General features: G+C 58.3%; 19 protein-coding genes. 18 read left to right on the forward strand and 1 reads right to left on the reverse strand.

Going from position 1 to position 15,922, the window contains the following annotated elements; all coding sequences use genetic code 11:
• Positions 1 to 539 precede the first annotated feature (539 nt).
• The 3 genes from rluC to FFH21_RS08635 are packed head-to-tail and all read left to right on the forward strand — an operon-like array spanning position 540 to position 3,171.
• Positions 540 to 1,496, forward strand: coding sequence for a 23S rRNA pseudouridine(955/2504/2580) synthase RluC (gene rluC, locus FFH21_RS08625; protein ID WP_002552683.1), 957 nt, complete (start codon positions 540 to 542; stop codon positions 1,494 to 1,496).
• Positions 1,486 to 2,148, forward strand: a complete 663-nt coding sequence (locus FFH21_RS08630) for an HAD-IA family hydrolase (RefSeq protein ID WP_004664321.1) — start codon at positions 1,486 to 1,488, stop codon at positions 2,146 to 2,148. Before rluC ends, FFH21_RS08630 begins: the two co-directional genes overlap by 11 nt.
• Before the next feature lie 24 nt (positions 2,149 to 2,172).
• A complete protein-coding gene (locus FFH21_RS08635) occupies positions 2,173 to 3,171 on the forward strand; it encodes a S49 family peptidase (protein WP_004664322.1) in 999 nt (332 codons plus the stop codon).
• Positions 3,172 to 3,226: 55 nt separating this feature from the next.
• On the opposite strand, the gene FFH21_RS08640 is transcribed toward FFH21_RS08635, so the two are convergent.
• Positions 3,227 to 3,805 carry a nucleoside triphosphate pyrophosphatase gene (locus FFH21_RS08640; RefSeq protein ID WP_011168135.1) on the reverse strand — a complete coding sequence of 193 codons (579 nt, stop codon included), beginning with the start codon at positions 3,803 to 3,805 and terminating at the stop codon, positions 3,227 to 3,229.
• Between the two features lie 106 nt (positions 3,806 to 3,911).
• Here FFH21_RS08640 and FFH21_RS08645 point away from each other — a divergent pair, with 106 nt between their 5' ends.
• The 15 genes from FFH21_RS08645 (at position 3,912) to FFH21_RS08715 (ending at position 15,902) form a co-directional block, all read left to right on the forward strand.
• Positions 3,912 to 4,439: a YceD family protein gene (locus FFH21_RS08645; RefSeq protein ID WP_011168136.1), complete on the forward strand. Its 528-nt coding sequence runs from the start codon at positions 3,912 to 3,914 to the stop codon at positions 4,437 to 4,439.
• Positions 4,440 to 4,452: 13 nt separating this feature from the next.
• The gene (gene rpmF, locus FFH21_RS08650) at positions 4,453 to 4,635 is read left to right on the forward strand and encodes a 50S ribosomal protein L32 (protein ID WP_002552688.1); all 183 of its coding nucleotides are present in this window, start codon (positions 4,453 to 4,455) and stop codon (positions 4,633 to 4,635) included.
• Between the two features lie 4 nt (positions 4,636 to 4,639).
• Positions 4,640 to 5,662 (forward strand): phosphate acyltransferase PlsX, encoded by a 1,023-nt coding sequence (plsX, locus tag FFH21_RS08655; protein ID WP_011168137.1) that lies wholly within the window; start codon positions 4,640 to 4,642, stop codon positions 5,660 to 5,662.
• 116 nt (positions 5,663 to 5,778) lie between these two features.
• Complete coding sequence (gene fabD / locus FFH21_RS08660) at positions 5,779 to 6,717, forward strand: ACP S-malonyltransferase (RefSeq protein ID WP_011168138.1); 939 nt, start codon at positions 5,779 to 5,781, stop codon at positions 6,715 to 6,717.
• Positions 6,718 to 6,732: 15 nt separating this feature from the next.
• Positions 6,733 to 7,476, forward strand: a complete 744-nt coding sequence (gene fabG, locus FFH21_RS08665) for a 3-oxoacyl-ACP reductase FabG (protein ID WP_003318510.1) — start codon at positions 6,733 to 6,735, stop codon at positions 7,474 to 7,476.
• Positions 7,477 to 7,667: 191 nt separating this feature from the next.
• Positions 7,668 to 7,904: an acyl carrier protein gene (gene acpP, locus FFH21_RS08670; RefSeq protein ID WP_002552692.1), complete on the forward strand. Its 237-nt coding sequence runs from the start codon at positions 7,668 to 7,670 to the stop codon at positions 7,902 to 7,904.
• Positions 7,905 to 8,032: 128 nt separating this feature from the next.
• A complete protein-coding gene (fabF, locus tag FFH21_RS08675) occupies positions 8,033 to 9,277 on the forward strand; it encodes a beta-ketoacyl-ACP synthase II (protein ID WP_011168139.1) in 1,245 nt (414 codons plus the stop codon).
• Positions 9,277 to 10,092: an aminodeoxychorismate lyase gene (pabC, locus tag FFH21_RS08680; protein WP_011168140.1), complete on the forward strand. Its 816-nt coding sequence runs from the start codon at positions 9,277 to 9,279 to the stop codon at positions 10,090 to 10,092. The genes fabF and pabC overlap by 1 nt, the downstream gene beginning before the upstream one ends.
• A gap of 3 nt (positions 10,093 to 10,095) precedes the next feature.
• Positions 10,096 to 11,247, forward strand: coding sequence for an endolytic transglycosylase MltG (gene mltG / locus FFH21_RS08685; RefSeq protein ID WP_041924487.1), 1,152 nt, complete (start codon positions 10,096 to 10,098; stop codon positions 11,245 to 11,247).
• 22 nt (positions 11,248 to 11,269) lie between these two features.
• Positions 11,270 to 11,902, forward strand: coding sequence for a dTMP kinase (gene tmk, locus FFH21_RS08690; protein ID WP_004667786.1), 633 nt, complete (start codon positions 11,270 to 11,272; stop codon positions 11,900 to 11,902).
• Entirely contained in the window at positions 11,895 to 12,881 is a 987-nt protein-coding gene (locus FFH21_RS08695; protein ID WP_005758283.1) for a DNA polymerase III subunit delta', read from the forward strand. Before tmk ends, FFH21_RS08695 begins: the two co-directional genes overlap by 8 nt.
• A 34-nt stretch (positions 12,882 to 12,915) precedes the next feature.
• Complete coding sequence (locus tag FFH21_RS08700) at positions 12,916 to 13,272, forward strand: PilZ domain-containing protein (RefSeq protein WP_002552698.1); 357 nt, start codon at positions 12,916 to 12,918, stop codon at positions 13,270 to 13,272.
• A gap of 14 nt (positions 13,273 to 13,286) precedes the next feature.
• Entirely contained in the window at positions 13,287 to 14,072 is a 786-nt protein-coding gene (locus FFH21_RS08705) for a TatD family hydrolase (protein WP_004664327.1), read from the forward strand.
• A gap of 358 nt (positions 14,073 to 14,430) precedes the next feature.
• Positions 14,431 to 15,084, forward strand: coding sequence for a LysE family translocator (locus FFH21_RS08710; protein ID WP_011168142.1), 654 nt, complete (start codon positions 14,431 to 14,433; stop codon positions 15,082 to 15,084).
• A 155-nt stretch (positions 15,085 to 15,239) separates the two neighbouring features.
• Positions 15,240 to 15,902 (forward strand): TetR/AcrR family transcriptional regulator, encoded by a 663-nt coding sequence (locus FFH21_RS08715; protein WP_004657874.1) that lies wholly within the window; start codon positions 15,240 to 15,242, stop codon positions 15,900 to 15,902.
• The last annotated feature ends 20 nt before the right edge of the window (positions 15,903 to 15,922 follow it).

Raw genomic sequence — 15,922 nt, forward strand, 5'->3', positions numbered from 1 at the left:
TTTTCAGCAAAAGCTTTGTCAGGAGGAGGAATCGACCATCGGTAGCGGACGAGATGAAGCGTCTAGAACAAGCCTTGTGCTACACAGTCCGATGGTTGTGCGTCTCCACCCTACACGTATCCCTGATAATTCGGGTGCTGCCGCGCGCAGAATCCGCAGCGGGTTGGCATTTACCGCGATCTTCGATAGGGAAGGTCGCGCATCATGGCTTGAGGCGTTGTTCCCGAAGCATTCGCTCGTAGCGTCTGAAAGCGACTGCACTTTGTGAACTGGCCATGAACTGTCCGCACCGGCAGCGAGCTGTCTGCTCTGCTGTCAGGCGTGTTTCCGGCCTCATGTCACCTGCGCTCGTTACGTTTTCAGCGTGCTCCGTTGTCACCGAACACTGCGTAGGACGGCCTCCCGTCCTTGTGAATTGCGTTGGTCAGGGCCGGTTGTCAACCGTTGGTCCGCTGTCCGGCCGCTTTTGGCGGCGTTCGCGACTATAGCAGCAATCATTAAGTGCTTCAAATCCATAAAAAATTGTTATCATTTGCGGCATGACGAATATTGCCCCTCCAACCCCCGGCGTCCAGCTGGTTGAGGTTGCCCCGGAACTTGCCGGTCAACGCATCGATAATTTTCTGATCACTTATCTCAAGGGTGTGCCCAAAACCTTGATTTACCGCATTTTGCGCAAAGGCGAAGTGCGTGTGAACAAGGGGCGGATCAAGCCGGAGTATAAGTTGCAGGCAGGCGATATCGTGCGCATTCCTCCTGTGCGCGTGCCTGAGCGCGACGAGCCGGTGCCGGTTGCGCAGGCTCTGCTGCAGCGCCTCGAGGCCGCGATTGTCTACGAAGACAAGGCGCTGATCGTGCTCAACAAGCCTGCGGGTATCGCTGTGCATGGCGGCAGCGGTCTGAGTTTCGGGGTAATCGAAGCATTTCGTCAGTTGCGTCCGGATGCCAAGGAGCTCGAACTGGTGCACCGTCTCGATCGCGACACGTCCGGTCTGCTGATGATTGCCAAGAAACGCAGCATGCTGCGTCATCTGCACGAAGCCCTGCGCGGCGACGGCGTCGACAAGCGCTACATGGCGCTCGTCCGCGGTAACTGGGCAACGGCTCAGAAACAGGTGCGTGCGCCGCTGATGAAAAGCAATCTGCGCTCCGGCGAGCGCATGGTCGAGGTCAATGAAGAGGGCAAGGAGGCTCTGACGATCTTCAAGGTACTGCGTCGTTTCGGTGACTTTGCCACCATGGTCGAAGCCAAGCCGGTGACCGGGCGCACGCACCAGATCCGCGTGCACACGCTGCATGCGGGGCACGCCATTGCAGGCGATACCAAATACGGTGACGAGAATTTCAGTCGCGAGATTCGTGATCTGGGCGGCAAGCGTCTGTTCCTGCACGCCTACATGCTGACGGTGCCGATGCCCGATGGCAGCAAACTGAATGTGCAGGCGCCTGTGGATGAAATGTGGGCCAAGACAGTGGAGCGTTTGAGTGCGCCGTAATTACGACCTGTTGATTTTTGACTGGGACGGCACGCTGGCCGACTCTGTGGGGCGAATTGTTCTGGCCATGCGTACCGCGGCTATCGAGACTGATCTGGAGGTTCGTGACGATCCGGCGATCAAGGGCATTATCGGTCTGGGTCTGCCCGAGGCGATTCGAACCCTTTATCCGCAGATCAGTGACAATCAGGTGATCGACTTTCGGCAGCGCTATGCTGACAGCTATATGGCAATGGATAACGTGCCTTCGCCGCTGTTCGAGGGCGTTCTGGAGTCGATGCAAGCGTTTCGCGAGGACGGCTATCGTCTGGCGGTCGCTACCGGCAAGGCGCGCCGTGGGCTGGATCGGGTGCTACAAGCCAATGGCTGGGGCGATTACTTCGATGCCACCCGGGCTGCCGACGAAACCGCCAGCAAGCCGGACCCGCTGATGTTGAACGAGATCATGGCGCATTGTGATGTTGCGCCGCAGCGTTCGTTGATGATCGGCGATGCGTCGTTCGATCTGCTGATGGCCCGCAACGCAGGTATGGATTCGGTTGCGGTGGGTTATGGCGCTCAGTCGCTGGAGTCGTTGCGCCAGTTTCAGCCACGATTGGCTATTGAGCATTTTTCCGAGCTGCGCACCTGGTTGAATGGGCGCGGCGTCTAGTTTTAGGGTTGGAGTGATTGGAACATGTCTGACGAATGGAAGGCACCCGTCTCGCAAAGCGCGGACGAGGGAATCAATGGCAAGGAAGAAGCAAAAAGCTGGAAACTTCTGGAAAAGACGCTGCTGGCCAGTGTTCAGGAGCAGCGTCGTGCGCGTCGCTGGGGAATTTTCTTCAAGCTGCTGACGTTCGCGTTTCTGTTTGTCGCAGTGGTCGTTCCGATGCTGGACTTTGAAGGCGGTACATCGCGCCGCTCCAGCCACACAGCGCTGATCGATGTGCAGGGTGTGATTGCCGACAAGGAGTCGGCCAGTGCCGAGAATATCGTCACGGCGCTGCAGAAGGCGTTCGAGGATGAAAAGACCAGGGGCGTTATTCTGCGTATCAACAGTCCGGGCGGCAGTCCTGTGCAGTCGGGCTATGTTTATGACGAAATCCGTCGTCTGCGTGCTGCAAAACCGGATATCAAGGTGTATGCGGTCATTACTGATCTGGGTGCTTCGGGGGCTTATTACATTGCCAGTGCTGCCGACCAGATCTACGCCGACAAGGCCAGTCTGGTGGGGTCGATAGGTGTGACGGCGGCGGGGTTCGGGTTTGTCGGTGCCATGGACAAGCTCGGCGTTGATCGTCGTACCTACACATCGGGCGAGCACAAAGCTTTCCTTGATCCGTTCCAGCCGCAGAAGGCCGATGAGACGCAGTTCTGGCAGGGGGTGCTGGACACAACGCATCGTCAGTTCATCGCCAGCGTCAAGCAGGGTCGTGGCGATCGTCTGAAGGACAAGGATCATCCCGAACTGTTTTCGGGGCTGATCTGGACCGGTGAGCAGGCCGTTGCGCTCGGTCTGGTGGACGGCCTGGGCAGTGCCAGTTATGTCGCGCGGGATGTGATCAAGGAAAAGGATATCGTCGAATATACCGTCGAAGAGTCGCCTTTCGACCGCTTTTCGAAAAAGCTGGGCACCAGTATCGCTGAGCGCATTGCCATGCTGGTCGGCTTCAACGGTCCAAGCCTGCGCTGACGGCTTGATGCAGAAATGAAGAACCCGGCCAATGGCCGGGTTCTTTGTCTGAGCGTCAGGGTACGCTGACCCCTTCCTTTATTAGCATGTCCACAAGGCGTATCAGTGGCAGGCCGATCAGGCTGGTCGCGTCGCTGCCTTCGGTGCTGCGAAACAGGCTGACCCCCAACCCTTCAGCCTTGAAGCTGCCGGCGCAGTCATAAGGTTGCTCTGCATGCAGATAGCGTTCGATGCTGGCTTGATCGAGTTCGCGCATGTGCACGGTAAAGGGTACGCAATCGACCTGATGCTCGCCTGTCGAGCTATTAAGCAGGGCCAGTCCGGTCAGGAAGGTTACGCTGGTGCCACTGGCAGCCGTCAGTTGCTCAAGTGCGCGCTCGAAGGTATGTGGCTTGCCGAGTATCTGCCCGTTTAGGACGGCAACCTGATCGGAGCCAATGATCAGGTGATGCGGATATTCGCCCGCCAGCGCCCTGGCTTTCTCTAAGGCAAGGCGTCGAACGAGGTCGTGTGCGGTTTCGTCCAGTCGGTGACTTTCATCAATGTCCGGAGACTTGCAGGTGAATGGCAGGCGCAGGCGAGTGAGCAGTTCGCGCCGGTATGAAGAGCTGGAGGCAAGGAGCAGGGATGGCATGCGGTTCTCCGTAGGCTGAGCGTCGATTCTAAAGAGTGGCCGGAGTGACGAACAGGCCTGAATTTCCTTTGACATGCCAAGGGGGCATCCCTAGAATGCTGCGCCTATGTTGAATGACCCGATTCCATCTCACGTTGACCCGCGCAAATTGTCTGATCGCGGCACTACCCTTCAGGGTGAAGTGCTGCTGGGCGATTTGAAGAGACTCTGCGACCCGCTTGCCGACACTGTCGGTACGGTGCAGGCGAAATTCGTTTTTGAGCGTGACGAACGCCGTTCTGTGGTCATCCACAGTTCGATAGACGTCCCGGTCAAGATGGTTTGCCAGCGTTGTCTTGAGCTGGTGACCCTGCCGATCCACAGCGAATGCAGTTACGCCGTGGTGAAGGAGGGTGCGAATACCCAGTCGTTACCGAAAGGTTATGACGTGCTGGAACTGGGCGAAGATCCTTTGGATCTGCTGGCATTGATCGAGGAGGAGCTATTGCTCGCCTTGCCCATTGTGCCTGCTCATCATCCTGAAGAATGCCAGCAACCGGCGGGTCTCGATGAGCCCGAACCGAGCGTGGACGAGGTAATGCGGTCCAACCCGTTCAGTGTATTGGCGCAGTTAAAGCGTGACCCAAACGTTTAGGAGTTAATCAATTATGGCTGTTCAGCAGAACAAAAAATCCCGCTCTGCCCGTGACATGCGTCGTTCGCACGACGCTCTTGAGGCAAGCACTCTGTCGGTAGAAAAGACCACTGGTGAAATTCACCTGCGTCACCACGTATCGCCAGAAGGCGTATACCGTGGTCGTAAAGTGATCGACAAGGGCGCTGACGAGTAATTTCTTGTCCGCTCCGATCATCGCGATCGACGCAATGGGCGGGGACTTCGGTCCCCGCAACATTGTTCAGGCAAGCCTCGCGTGCCTGACAGCTACACCCTCGCTTCATCTGGTCCTCGTAGGCCAAGCCTCCCTGATTGAAGAACTCATTGCCCGTCATGGTGCTGTGGATCGCTCGCGCCTGCGTGTCGTAAACGCCAATGAAGCCATTGCAATGGACGAGCGTCCGTCCCAGGCTCTGCGTGGCAAGCCTGACTCGTCCATGCGTGTTGCTCTTGAGCTTGTTGCAAGCGGGCAGGCCCAGGCATGTGTCAGCGCTGGTAATACCGGTGCGCTGATGGCGCTTTCGCGGTTTGTGCTCAAGACGCTGCCCGGTATCGATCGTCCCGCGATGATCGCAGCCATTCCCACTCGGTCTGGCCATTGTCAGATGCTCGACCTGGGTGCGAATGTCGATTGCAGCGCTGAGGCGCTCTATCAGTTTGCGGTAATGGGCTCTGTTCTTGCAGAAACCCTGGGTGTCAAAAAGCCCAGGGTTGCCTTGCTTAACGTGGGCACGGAAGACATCAAGGGCAATCAGCAGGTCAAGCTTGCCGCCGGTCTTTTGCAGGCAGCCCAGGGGCTCAACTACATTGGCTACATCGAAGGCGACGGCTTGTACCGGGGTGAGGCTGACGTCGTGGTGTGTGATGGCTTTGTCGGCAATGTACTGCTCAAGTCGAGCGAGGGGCTGGCGAGCATGATTGCCGCCAGAATCGATACACTGTTCAACCGCAACCTGCTGAGCAGGGCGGTCGGAGCGCTGGCGTTGCCGTTGCTCAAGCGACTGCAGACTGATCTGGCACCTGCTCGTCATAATGGCGCGAGCTTGCTCGGGTTGCAGGGGATCGTGGTGAAAAGCCACGGTTCGGCCAGTGTTTCAGGGTTCCAGAGTGCGATTCAGCGAGCGATCGTTGAATCCCGTGAAAACCTGCCGCAGCGCCTGAAGGGGCGGCTTGAATTGCTGCTTCAGAACGGCCAAACCTGAAAATGTGACGCATCAGACTGGTCAGTCATCCAACCGATCAGTCATGTAAATTTGAATACCCGCGTTCGGCCTGTCCGGACGCCCATTTTGGCGACAATAATTCAGAGGCTTGTCAAATGTCTGCATCCCTCGCATTCGTCTTTCCGGGTCAAGGATCGCAATCGCTCGGCATGCTCGCCGAGCAAGGCGCGCAACATCCGTTGATTCTCGATACTTTCGAGCAGGCTTCCGAAGCCCTTGACTATGACCTGTGGGCGTTGACCCAGAGCGGTCCTGTCGAGTTGCTCAATCAGACCGACAAGACCCAGCCTGCCATTCTGACTGCTTCCATAGCCTTGTGGCATGTGTGGCTGGCCGAGGGCGGCGCCGTTCCTGCGTTCGTCGCAGGTCACAGTCTGGGTGAATACAGTGCGCTGGTAGCTGCGCAAAGCCTGAGCCTGGCTGATGCGGTAAAGCTCGTCGAGTGTCGTGGCCAGTTGATGCAGGAAGCGGTGCCGGCCGGTCAAGGCGGCATGGCCGCTATTCTGGGTCTTGATGACGCCGACGTTATCGCTGCCTGTGCCGAAGCAGCGCAGGGCGAAGTTGTCAGTGCGGTGAATTTCAACTCGCCGGGCCAGGTGGTGATCGCCGGTTCCGCCGAGGCCGTCAAGCGCGCCATGGAGCTGTGCAAGGCGCGGGGTGCCAAGCGTGCATTGTCGTTGCCGGTCAGCGTGCCGTCGCACTGCGAACTGATGCGCCCGGCCGCCGAGCGTTTCGCCGAGGCTGTTGAAGCCATTGAATGGCAGGCACCTGAAATCGCATTGGTACAGAACGTCAGCGCCAGCGCGGTCAGTGATCTGGCGACGCTCAAGCGTGACTTGCTGGAACAGTTGTACAAGCCGGTTCGCTGGGTTGAATCCATTCAATGCCTGGCGAGCCGTGGTGCGACCCAGCTTGTGGAATGTGGGCCGGGCAAAGTCCTGGCCGGTCTGAACAAGCGTTGCGCCGAAGGCGTGATTACTTACAACCTTGATACCCCGGACGCCTTTGCCGCCGCGCGCGCGGCACTGGCCTGATTAGGAGAAGCCTGTATGAGCCTTCAAGGTAAAGTTGCACTGGTCACCGGTGCGAGTCGCGGTATTGGTCAAGCCATCGCCCTGGAATTGGGGCGCAATGGTGCTGTCGTCGTGGGCACCGCGACCTCTGAGTCCGGCGCCGAGCGCATCAGTGCGACGTTCAAGGAAAACGGCATCGAAGGCTTTGGCCTGATGCTCGATGTCTGCGATGCCGAGTCCGTGAATTCGGTCCTGTCGACCATCCAGGAGCGTGTCGGGGCACCGTTGATTCTGGTCAATAATGCCGGCATCACCCGTGATAATCTGATGATGCGCATGAAAGATGACGAATGGTATGACGTCGTCAACACCAACCTGAACAGCCTTTTCCGTCTTTCCAAGGGTGTTTTGCGCGGCATGACCAAAGCGCGTTGGGGCCGTATTATCAGCATTGGTTCGGTTGTGGGTGCCATGGGCAACGCCGGTCAAGTAAACTATGCTTCCGCGAAGGCCGGGCTGGAAGGTTTCAGCAGGGCTCTGGCCCGTGAAGTGGGCTCGCGGGCAGTAACCGTGAATTCGGTTGCGCCCGGTTTCATCGACACCGATATGACGCGTGAGCTGCCTGAGGCTCAGCGTGAGTCACTGATTACCCAGATACCCCTGGGCCGTCTGGGGCAGGCTGAAGAGATTGCGCATGTAGTCGCTTTTCTTGCCTCCGAAGGCGCAGGGTACGTTACCGGGGCCACAATCCCTGTTAACGGCGGCATGTACATGAGCTAATGTGACCATCTGTTTCAAAAAAATGTCATACGAGCTGTCTAAAATCCGTTATAAAGCTGCAATCTATGCATGGGCAAAGGTACGGTTGGGCATAAGGGGAGAGCGTTAAGCTTGAAATTCGCAAAACCTCTTCTATACACTTACCCACTGGCCAGATGCCTGAACATTTCCACTAGGAGTTAAAACTAGGTATGAGCACCATCGAAGAGCGCGTCAAGAAAATCGTTGCAGAGCAACTTGGCGTCAAATCAGAAGAGGTTGTCAACACTGCTTCTTTCGTTGAAGACCTGGGCGCTGACTCCCTGGACACTGTCGAGCTGGTAATGGCTCTGGAAGAGGAATTCGAGACCGAAATCCCTGACGAAGAAGCGGAAAAGATCACTACCGTTCAAGCAGCAATCGACTACGTCACTAGCCATCAGGCTTAAGATTTGTAATCGCTGACTGCTGTCACGGGAAAACCGCACTGCTTTAACCGGCGTGCGGTTTTTTCTTTAGAAAACGCTGTGATTGTTCGTAAATGATTGTTCCGTAAACAAGAGAGAAGGAGAGTCCTGTGTCGCGTAGACGCGTCGTGGTCACCGGGATGGGCATGCTTTCGCCACTGGGCAATGACGTGCCCAGCAGTTGGCAGGGCATTCTGGCGGGCCGCAGTGGCATTGGCCTTATCGAGCACACGGACTTGTCGGCCTTCACCACCCGTTTCGGCGGTTCGGTCAAGGGTTTCAACGTCGAAGAATACCTCGCGCCCAAAGAAGCGCGCCGGCTCGATCTCTTCATTCAGTATGGTCTCGCGGCCAGCTTTCAGGCGGTGCGTAATGCAGGCCTCGAAGTCACTGATGCAAACCGTGAACGCATCGGCGTCGCGATGGGTTCGGGTATCGGTGGTCTGACCAATATCGAAAACAGCAGTCGTCTGCTGCACGAGCAAGGGCCAGGACGGATTTCTCCGTTTTTCGTGCCGGGCTCGATCATCAACATGATTTCCGGTTTCCTGTCTATCCATCTGGGTGCACAGGGGCCTAATTACTCCATCGCCACGGCTTGCACCACGGCGACCCACTGCATCGGCATGGCGGCTCGCAACATCGCCTATGACGAAGCGGACGTGATGATTGCCGGTGGCGCTGAAATGGCTGCCTGTGGCCTGGGGCTGGGTGGTTTCGGTGCCGCGCGTGCGCTGTCGACCCGCAACGACGACCCGACCCGTGCCAGTCGTCCCTGGGACGAAGGCCGTGATGGTTTCGTCCTGTCCGACGGTGCAGGTGCGATGGTGCTTGAAGAACTTGAGCACGCCAAGGCGCGTGGTGCGACCATCTACGCTGAGCTGGTCGGGTTCGGCATGAGCGGCGATGCCTATCACATGACCTCGCCACCTGATGACGGTGCCGGTGCTGCACGCTGCATCGTCAATGCGTTGCGTGACGCCAAGGTCAATGCCGATCAGGTTCAGTACATCAACGCACACGGTACGTCGACGCCTGCGGGCGATCTGGCCGAGGCTTCTGCGATCAAGTCGGTATTTGGCGATCATGCCTACAAGCTGGCTGTCAGTTCGACCAAGTCGATGACCGGCCACCTGCTGGGCGCTGCTGGTGCTGTCGAGGCGATCTTCAGTGTGCTGGCAATGGTTGATCAGGTGGCTCCGCCGACCATCAACCTGGATGAGCCAAGCGAAGGCTGCGATCTGGATTTCGTGCCTCACGAAGCACGCCGCATGCCGATCGACGTTGTTCTTTCGAACTCGTTCGGCTTCGGTGGCACCAACGGTTCGCTGGTATTCCGTCGGTTCGCCGAGTAATGCCCGCCTGGGTCGATGGCTGCCCCGCAGACGCCTTGTCCCTCAAGGACCGGGGGCTGGCCTACGGCGATGGACTGTTTGAAACCATCGTCGTCAAGGCCGGGCAGCCATTGCTCCTGGAGCGCCATCTGCAGCGTCTCGAAAACGGATGCGCGCGCTTGTCGATCGCAACCGATCATGCGCTTATCCGTGCAGAAATGACCCGCTTCGCTGCAGAGCTTGGCGATGGGGTCATGAAGCTGATCGTTACCCGCGGCGACAGCCAGCGCGGTTACGCTCCAGCCCCCAATGCCCAATCGCGTCGAATCCTGCAGGGCGGCCCTGCGCCAGCCTATCCGGGTGTGCATGCCGAGCAGGGCATGCGCCTGTTTGCCTGCCAGACGCGTCTGGCGGAACAGCCGCTTCTGGCTGGACTCAAGCATCTGAATCGTCTGGAACAGGTGCTGGCCCGCTCGGAATGGAGCGATAGCGAGCATGCCGAAGGCTTGATGCGCGATACCTCCGGGCGATTGATCGAGGGTGTCTACAGCAATCTGTTTCTGGTAAGCCAGGGCCGCCTGCTGACTGCCGATCTGAGCCGCTGCGGGGTAGCGGGGGTGATGCGTGCCGAGTTGCTGGATCAGGCACGAAACCTGGGACTGGTTGTCGATATCCGTGATTTGCACCTGTCCGACCTTGAATCGGCGGACGAAGTGTTTCTATGCAATAGCGTCTACGGCGTCTGGCCGGTTCGCGGCTTTACAGTCTTGAGCTGGCCGGTCGGGCCGCTCACCCGTAAACTGCAAGGTATTGCTCGCACCCTTCTGGATATCTGATTTGTGATCCGAAAAATATTGGTGTTGCTGGAAACAGCTGTCGTTCTGGCAGGCCTTCTGCTCGGCTTTGCGTTCTGGCAGCAACATCAGGCGCTGAACCAGCCGCTCGAAGTCGCTCAGGAGCAACTGCTGGATGTCCCGGCCGGCTCAACGCCGACCGGTGTGCTTAATCGACTGCAGGCCGATGGCGTGATCAAGGACGCCTTCTGGTTGCGCCTCTACTGGCGTTTCAACCTCTCCGGACAGGCACTGCACAGCGGCGAATACCGCATGGTGCCGGGCATGAACGTCAAGGGGCTGTTCGACGTCTGGAAGCGCAAGGAGGTTGTGCAATACAGCCTGACGCTGGTCGAGGGCTGGAATTTCCGTCAGGTGCGGGCTGCGCTGGCCAAACAGGCCAAGCTCGATCAAACGCTGGCTGGCTTGTCCGACGGCGAGCTGATGGCAAAAATCGGCCATCCTGATGTATTCCCTGAAGGGCGTTTCTTTCCTGATACCTATCGCTATGTGCGCGGCATGACCGATGCCGAATTGCTCAGGCAGGCTTACAGTCGTCTGGAGGAAGTGCTGGATGAAGAATGGAATGCCAGGTCGTCTGATGCTCCGTATTCCAATCCCTATCAGGCCCTGATCATGGCGTCGCTGGTCGAGAAGGAAACCGGTGTGCCTCAGGAGCGTGGCCAGATCGCGGGTGTGTTCGTGCGTCGCTTGAAGCTGGGCATGCAGTTGCAGACCGATCCGACCGTGATCTATGGCATGGGCGAGCGCTACAACGGCAAGTTGACCCGGGCCAATCTCAAGGAACCCACGCCGTACAATACCTACGTGATAGCCGGTATGCCGCCGACACCGATTTCACTGGTGGGGCGCGAGGCGATTCATGCCGCGCTCAACCCGGTAGCGGGCAGCAGCCTGTATTTCGTGGCCAAGGGGGACGGCAGCCATGTGTTCTCGGACGATCTGGATGCCCATAACTCAGCGGTGCGTGACTATCAGCTCAAGCGCCGCGCAGATTATCGCTCCAGCCCGGCACCTGCTGCGCCTGCTGCGCCTGCTGCGCCTGCTGCACCGGCACCATCAACTGATTCTCCCTCTTCAGAGCCCGAGCCTGCGACTGCAACGGATGCCCCGCAGCCCGAGCCGAATGCGCAATGATGGAAACAATTAAGGATTACCTGTGACTGGCTTGTTTATCACCCTTGAAGGTCCGGAAGGTGCTGGCAAAAGTACCAATCGCGAATACTTGGCGGCACAGCTGCGCGCGCAGGGCGTTCAGGTATTGCTGACCCGCGAGCCGGGCGGCACTCCGCTGGCCGAGCGCATTCGCGAACTGCTGCTGGCTCCCAGTGATGAAGCCATGAGTGCCGACACCGAACTGCTGCTGGTGTTTGCCGCGCGCGCACAACACCTGGCCGAGGTCATTCGCCCGGCTCTGGCCCGTGGCGAGGTGGTGCTTTGTGATCGGTTTACCGATGCAACCTACGCTTATCAAGGTGGTGGCCGCGGCCTGTCTCAGCAGCGTATTGCCGTGTTGGAAGAGTTTGTTCAAGGCGATCTGCGGCCTGATCTGACGCTGGTATTTGACCTGCCGGTGGAAATCGGTCTGTCACGTGCCGCAGCACGTGGCCGACTCGATCGCTTCGAGCAGGAAGGCCGGGCTTTCTTCGACGCGGTGCGCTCGACTTATCTGCAGCGGGCGAAGGCTGATCCTGCGCGGTATCGTCTGGTGGACGCGGCCCAGCCGCTGGCCGACGTTCAGGCTTCCCTTGATACATTGCTGCCGCAGTTGCTGGAGCTGCGACGTGGCTGAAGCCTACCCCTGGCAGGCATCACTCTGGCAGCAGATGGCCGGTCGTGCTCAACATGCTCATGCCTATCTGCTGCACGGTCCGGCCGGTATCGGCAAGCGGGCACTGGCCGAGCGCCTGATGGCCAGCCTGCTGTGCAAGGCTCCCGAAGCGCTTGAGGCCTGCGGGCATTGCAAATCCTGCCTGTTGCTGGCGGCTGGCAGTCATCCGGACAACTATGTGCTGGAGCCGGAAGAAGCAGACAAGCCGATCAAGGTTGATCAGGTCCGTGACCTGGTGAGCTTTGTGGTGCAGACCGCCCAGATGGGCGGTCGCAAGGTGGTGCTCGTCGAGCCGGTGGAAGCGATGAACATCAACGCTGCCAATGCCTTGTTGAAGAGTCTTGAGGAGCCGTCGGGCAATACCGTTCTATTGCTGGTCAGCCATCAGCCGAGCCGCTTGCTGCCAACGGTAAAAAGTCGCTGTGTGCAGCAAGCCTGCCCGTTGCCCAGCGAACAGATGAGCCTGGACTGGCTGGGCAATGCCCTGCCTGATTGCACGCAGGAAGAACGGTTCGAATTGCTGACGCTGGCAGCGGGGTCGCCGCTGGCTGCCGTGGCACTTCACACGCAAGGCGTTCGCGAGCAACGCGCGCTGGTGGTGGATGGCGTCAAGAAGCTGCTCAAGCAACAGCAATCGGCTACCCAGCTGGCCGAAGGCTGGAAGGATATCCCGTTGTTATTGTTGTTCGACTGGTTCTGTGACTGGTCGCACCTGATCCTGCGCTATCAGATGACGCAGGACGAGGAAGGCCTTGGTCTGGGCGACATGCGCAAGGTCGTTCAATACCTGGCGCAGAAGTCTTCTCGCGCAAAAGTGCTGGAGATTCAGGACTGGATTCTGGCACAGAGGCAAAAAGTCATGTCCAAGGCCAATCTAAACCGGGTCTTGCTGCTTGAAGCATTACTGGTGCAGTGGGCAGGCCTGCCGGGACAGGCGTAGACTCTGCGTTATCCGGAACCGTTGAGGTGTTGTCATGAGTCTGCCGCTGAACACAGGTCCACGTAATGGCATTCTGTCCCTGACCATCAAGGACAAATCCGTGCTTTACGCTGCCTACATGCCATTCATCAGAAACGGCGGGCTGTTCATCCCCACCAGCAAAAGCTACAAGCTGGGTGATGAAGTGTTCATGCTGCTCAATCTGATGGACGAACCGGAGAAGGTTCCGGTGGCTGGCCGCGTCGCCTGGATTACGCCAAAAGGTGCGCAGGGCAACCGGACTGCCGGTGTCGGCGTGCAATTCAATGATGGCGACAATACCGCGCGCAATCTGATCGAAACTCATCTGGTCGGTGCTCTGAAGTCCGATCGTCCAACCCATACCATGTAGTTGTGTTTTAACCCATGCTTGTAGATTCCCATTGTCACCTCGATCGCCTTGACCTTGCCCAGCACAATGGCTCGCTGGATGCAGCCCTAGAAGCCGCCCGGGGCAGGGGAGTCGGGCATTTTCTCTGCATCGGTGTCAGCGCCGACAATGCGAGTGCGGTCAAGGCACTCGCCGAACGCTACGCGGATGTCGATTGCTCGGTGGGCATTCATCCGCTGGACGTGAAGCCCGGCGAAATGCCGCCCCTGGACTGGTTGCTCAAGGAGCTGGATCACCCGCGAGTGGTGGCGATAGGTGAAACCGGTCTGGACTATCACTACGAACCCGAAGCTGCCGAGCTGCAGCAGGCTTCTTTTCGGTTGCACCTGGAGGCAGCCAGTGTCACTGGCAAGCCGGTGATCATCCATACCCGTGGCGCGCGCGCCGATACATTGAGCCTTCTGCGTGATGCGGCGCTGCCTCAAGCGGGCGTTCTGCATTGCTTCACCGAAGACTGGGAGATGGCCAGGGCGGCGCTGGATATGGGTTACTACATCTCGCTGTCCGGCATCGTGACCTTTCGCAACGCCGACGCCCTGCGGGATGTCGCAAGGCAAGTCCCCGCTGACCGGCTGCTGGTCGAGACCGATTCCCCATACCTTGCGCCTATCCCTTATCGGGGCAAACCGAATCTGCCGCAGTACGTACGCGAAGTTGCCGAGTTTCTGGCGATGCTACGGGGCGAGTCCTACGAGCATTTCGCCGAGCAGACCACCGCTAACTTCGCTCGCCTGTTCCCGCTGGCGCATGTTCAACGCTGAGTGGCGTACACGTTGACTGACGGCAAATCGCGGGCAAAAAAAACCCGGATTCTGGGGGGGTGAAGCCGGGTTAAGACCATTAGGAGTAAAACAAAGGCACGCTAGTCCTTAGGCACCTTTACTGGCGAGTCATTTGGGGAATGATGACCCGTCAGTGGCTTAAGTATTGCCCAGCATGGCGTACCGTCCAGTGCCTTGTGATCGTTTTTTAAACAGTTTTGGAATACTAAAGCGATTCTTGAGTCCTTGATGAGCACTTTTTGCCGGACGGGATACAAGGCCATCGCATCAAATTTGCCCGTGTACGCCAGCAGGTCAGGCATGCCGAGGTTTTTCAGTGCCTGGTCGTAGTGTTCGAGTGGAGTTTTCCAACGGTTTTCTACTGAGTCTGTCGTTATGCCTGGATATTGGCCTGGCAAACATAGCCATGATCACGCTGTCCATGCAGCGCGGCTTTTCCAAGGGGCTGTGGCTTGGGTTGGGAACCTGTGTCGGCGATCTGGCCTATGCGGTCCTGGCCATGCTCGGCATGGCGGTGCTGCTGCAATATGAAGCCGTACGCTACGTGCTCTGGCTCGGCGGTACGGCGGTGTTGGCCTGGTTCTGCTTCAGGATGGTCATGAGTGCCACCGCGGTCAGCGCCGGCCTCGATAATCAGGATGTTCAATCGGAAAAATCCAGCCTGGCGTTGTCCCTGCGCGGAATTTTTCTGGCGATGTCATCACCCAGCGCCATTCTCTGGTTTGCTGCAGTCGGCGGTGCGCTGATTGCTCGACAGGGTTCTGATCTTGCCAGTGCCTCGACCTTTCTTGCCGGGTTCGTTGCGGCGGGCGTGGTCTGGTCGATCTCGCTGTGTGCGCTGGCACATCAGGGTGGGCGTTTCATGGGGGAGCGTATGTTGCGCTGGTCCTACATTGCCTCGGCGCTGATCTTTGCCTATTTCACGTTGTATGTAGTGATCACGGGTTACCTGGAGTTTGTCGCTGCATCCCCGGTACTGCCTGCGTCGTAGCATACCGTCGTGTGTCCGGTTTGCGAAGCGGACGCCAAAATGCGAATTTTTCGCCGGTTTCGTTCATAAAGGTCGACAAGTAAGGATGATCCGTGCAATTTAGCGCCGATTGGGCATAATACCCGGCTTCGATTTCGATCCTGACAGACCTCTCTATGCAGAAAGAACCTCGTAAGGTCCGTGAATTTCGCCGCCGTGAGCAGGAAATTCTCGACACCGCGCTAAAGCTGTTCCTGGAGCAGGGCGAAGACAGCGTCACTGTCGAGATGATCGCGGACGCCGTCGGCATTGGTAAAGGCACCATCTACAAGCACTTCAAGTCCAAGGCAGAAATCTATCTGCGCCTGATGCTCGACTATGAGCGAGACCTGAACGAGCTGCTGCACTCCGCTGATGTCGACAAGGACAAGGAGGCGCTCTCACGTGCCTACTTCGAATTCCGTATGCGTGATCCGCAGCGCTATCGCCTGTTCGACCGCCTGGAGGAAAAAGTGGTCAAGGGCAATCAGGTGCCCGAGCTGGTCGAAGAGCTCCACAAGATCCGCGCCTCCAACTTCGAACACCTGACCCTGCTGATCAAAGGCCGCATCACCGAAGGCAAGCTCGAAGATGTCCCGCCTTACTACCACTACTGTGCCGCCTGGGCGCTGGTGCATGGCGCCGTTGCGCTGTACCACTCGCCGTTCTGGAGCAATGTGCTGGAAGATCAGGAAGGCTTCTTCCACTTCCTCATGGACATCGGCGTGCGTATGGGCAACAAGCGCAAGCGCGATGCCGACGTCATCGCCGAGCCCAAACCCGACCCTGCTACGGAATAACGCCCCGGCCCGGTCTTGAG

Source organism: Pseudomonas sp. KBS0707, assembly GCF_005937945.2.
GTDB lineage: Bacteria > Pseudomonadota > Gammaproteobacteria > Pseudomonadales > Pseudomonadaceae > Aquipseudomonas > Aquipseudomonas amygdali.

Bases quoted from the DNA above. Each gene is read 5' to 3' on its own strand.
- FFH21_RS08705 (WP_004664327.1), top strand. From the start codon at position 13,287: ATGCTTGTAGATTCCCATTGTCACCTCGATCGCCTTGACCTTGCCCAG.
- fabD (WP_011168138.1), top strand. From the start codon at position 5,779: ATGTCTGCATCCCTCGCATTCGTCTTTCCGGGTCAAGGATCGCAATCG.
- FFH21_RS08715 (WP_004657874.1), top strand. From the start codon at position 15,240: ATGCAGAAAGAACCTCGTAAGGTCCGTGAATTTCGCCGCCGTGAGCAG.
- rpmF (WP_002552688.1), top strand. From the start codon at position 4,453: ATGGCTGTTCAGCAGAACAAAAAATCCCGCTCTGCCCGTGACATGCGT.
- pabC (WP_011168140.1), top strand. From the start codon at position 9,277: ATGCCCGCCTGGGTCGATGGCTGCCCCGCAGACGCCTTGTCCCTCAAG.
- FFH21_RS08700 (WP_002552698.1), top strand. From the start codon at position 12,916: ATGAGTCTGCCGCTGAACACAGGTCCACGTAATGGCATTCTGTCCCTG.
- rluC (WP_002552683.1), top strand. From the start codon at position 540: ATGACGAATATTGCCCCTCCAACCCCCGGCGTCCAGCTGGTTGAGGTT.
- FFH21_RS08640 (WP_011168135.1), bottom strand. From the start codon at position 3,805: ATGCCATCCCTGCTCCTTGCCTCCAGCTCTTCATACCGGCGCGAACTG.
- FFH21_RS08645 (WP_011168136.1), top strand. From the start codon at position 3,912: ATGTTGAATGACCCGATTCCATCTCACGTTGACCCGCGCAAATTGTCT.
- FFH21_RS08635 (WP_004664322.1), top strand. From the start codon at position 2,173: ATGTCTGACGAATGGAAGGCACCCGTCTCGCAAAGCGCGGACGAGGGA.
- fabG (WP_003318510.1), top strand. From the start codon at position 6,733: ATGAGCCTTCAAGGTAAAGTTGCACTGGTCACCGGTGCGAGTCGCGGT.
- acpP (WP_002552692.1), top strand. From the start codon at position 7,668: ATGAGCACCATCGAAGAGCGCGTCAAGAAAATCGTTGCAGAGCAACTT.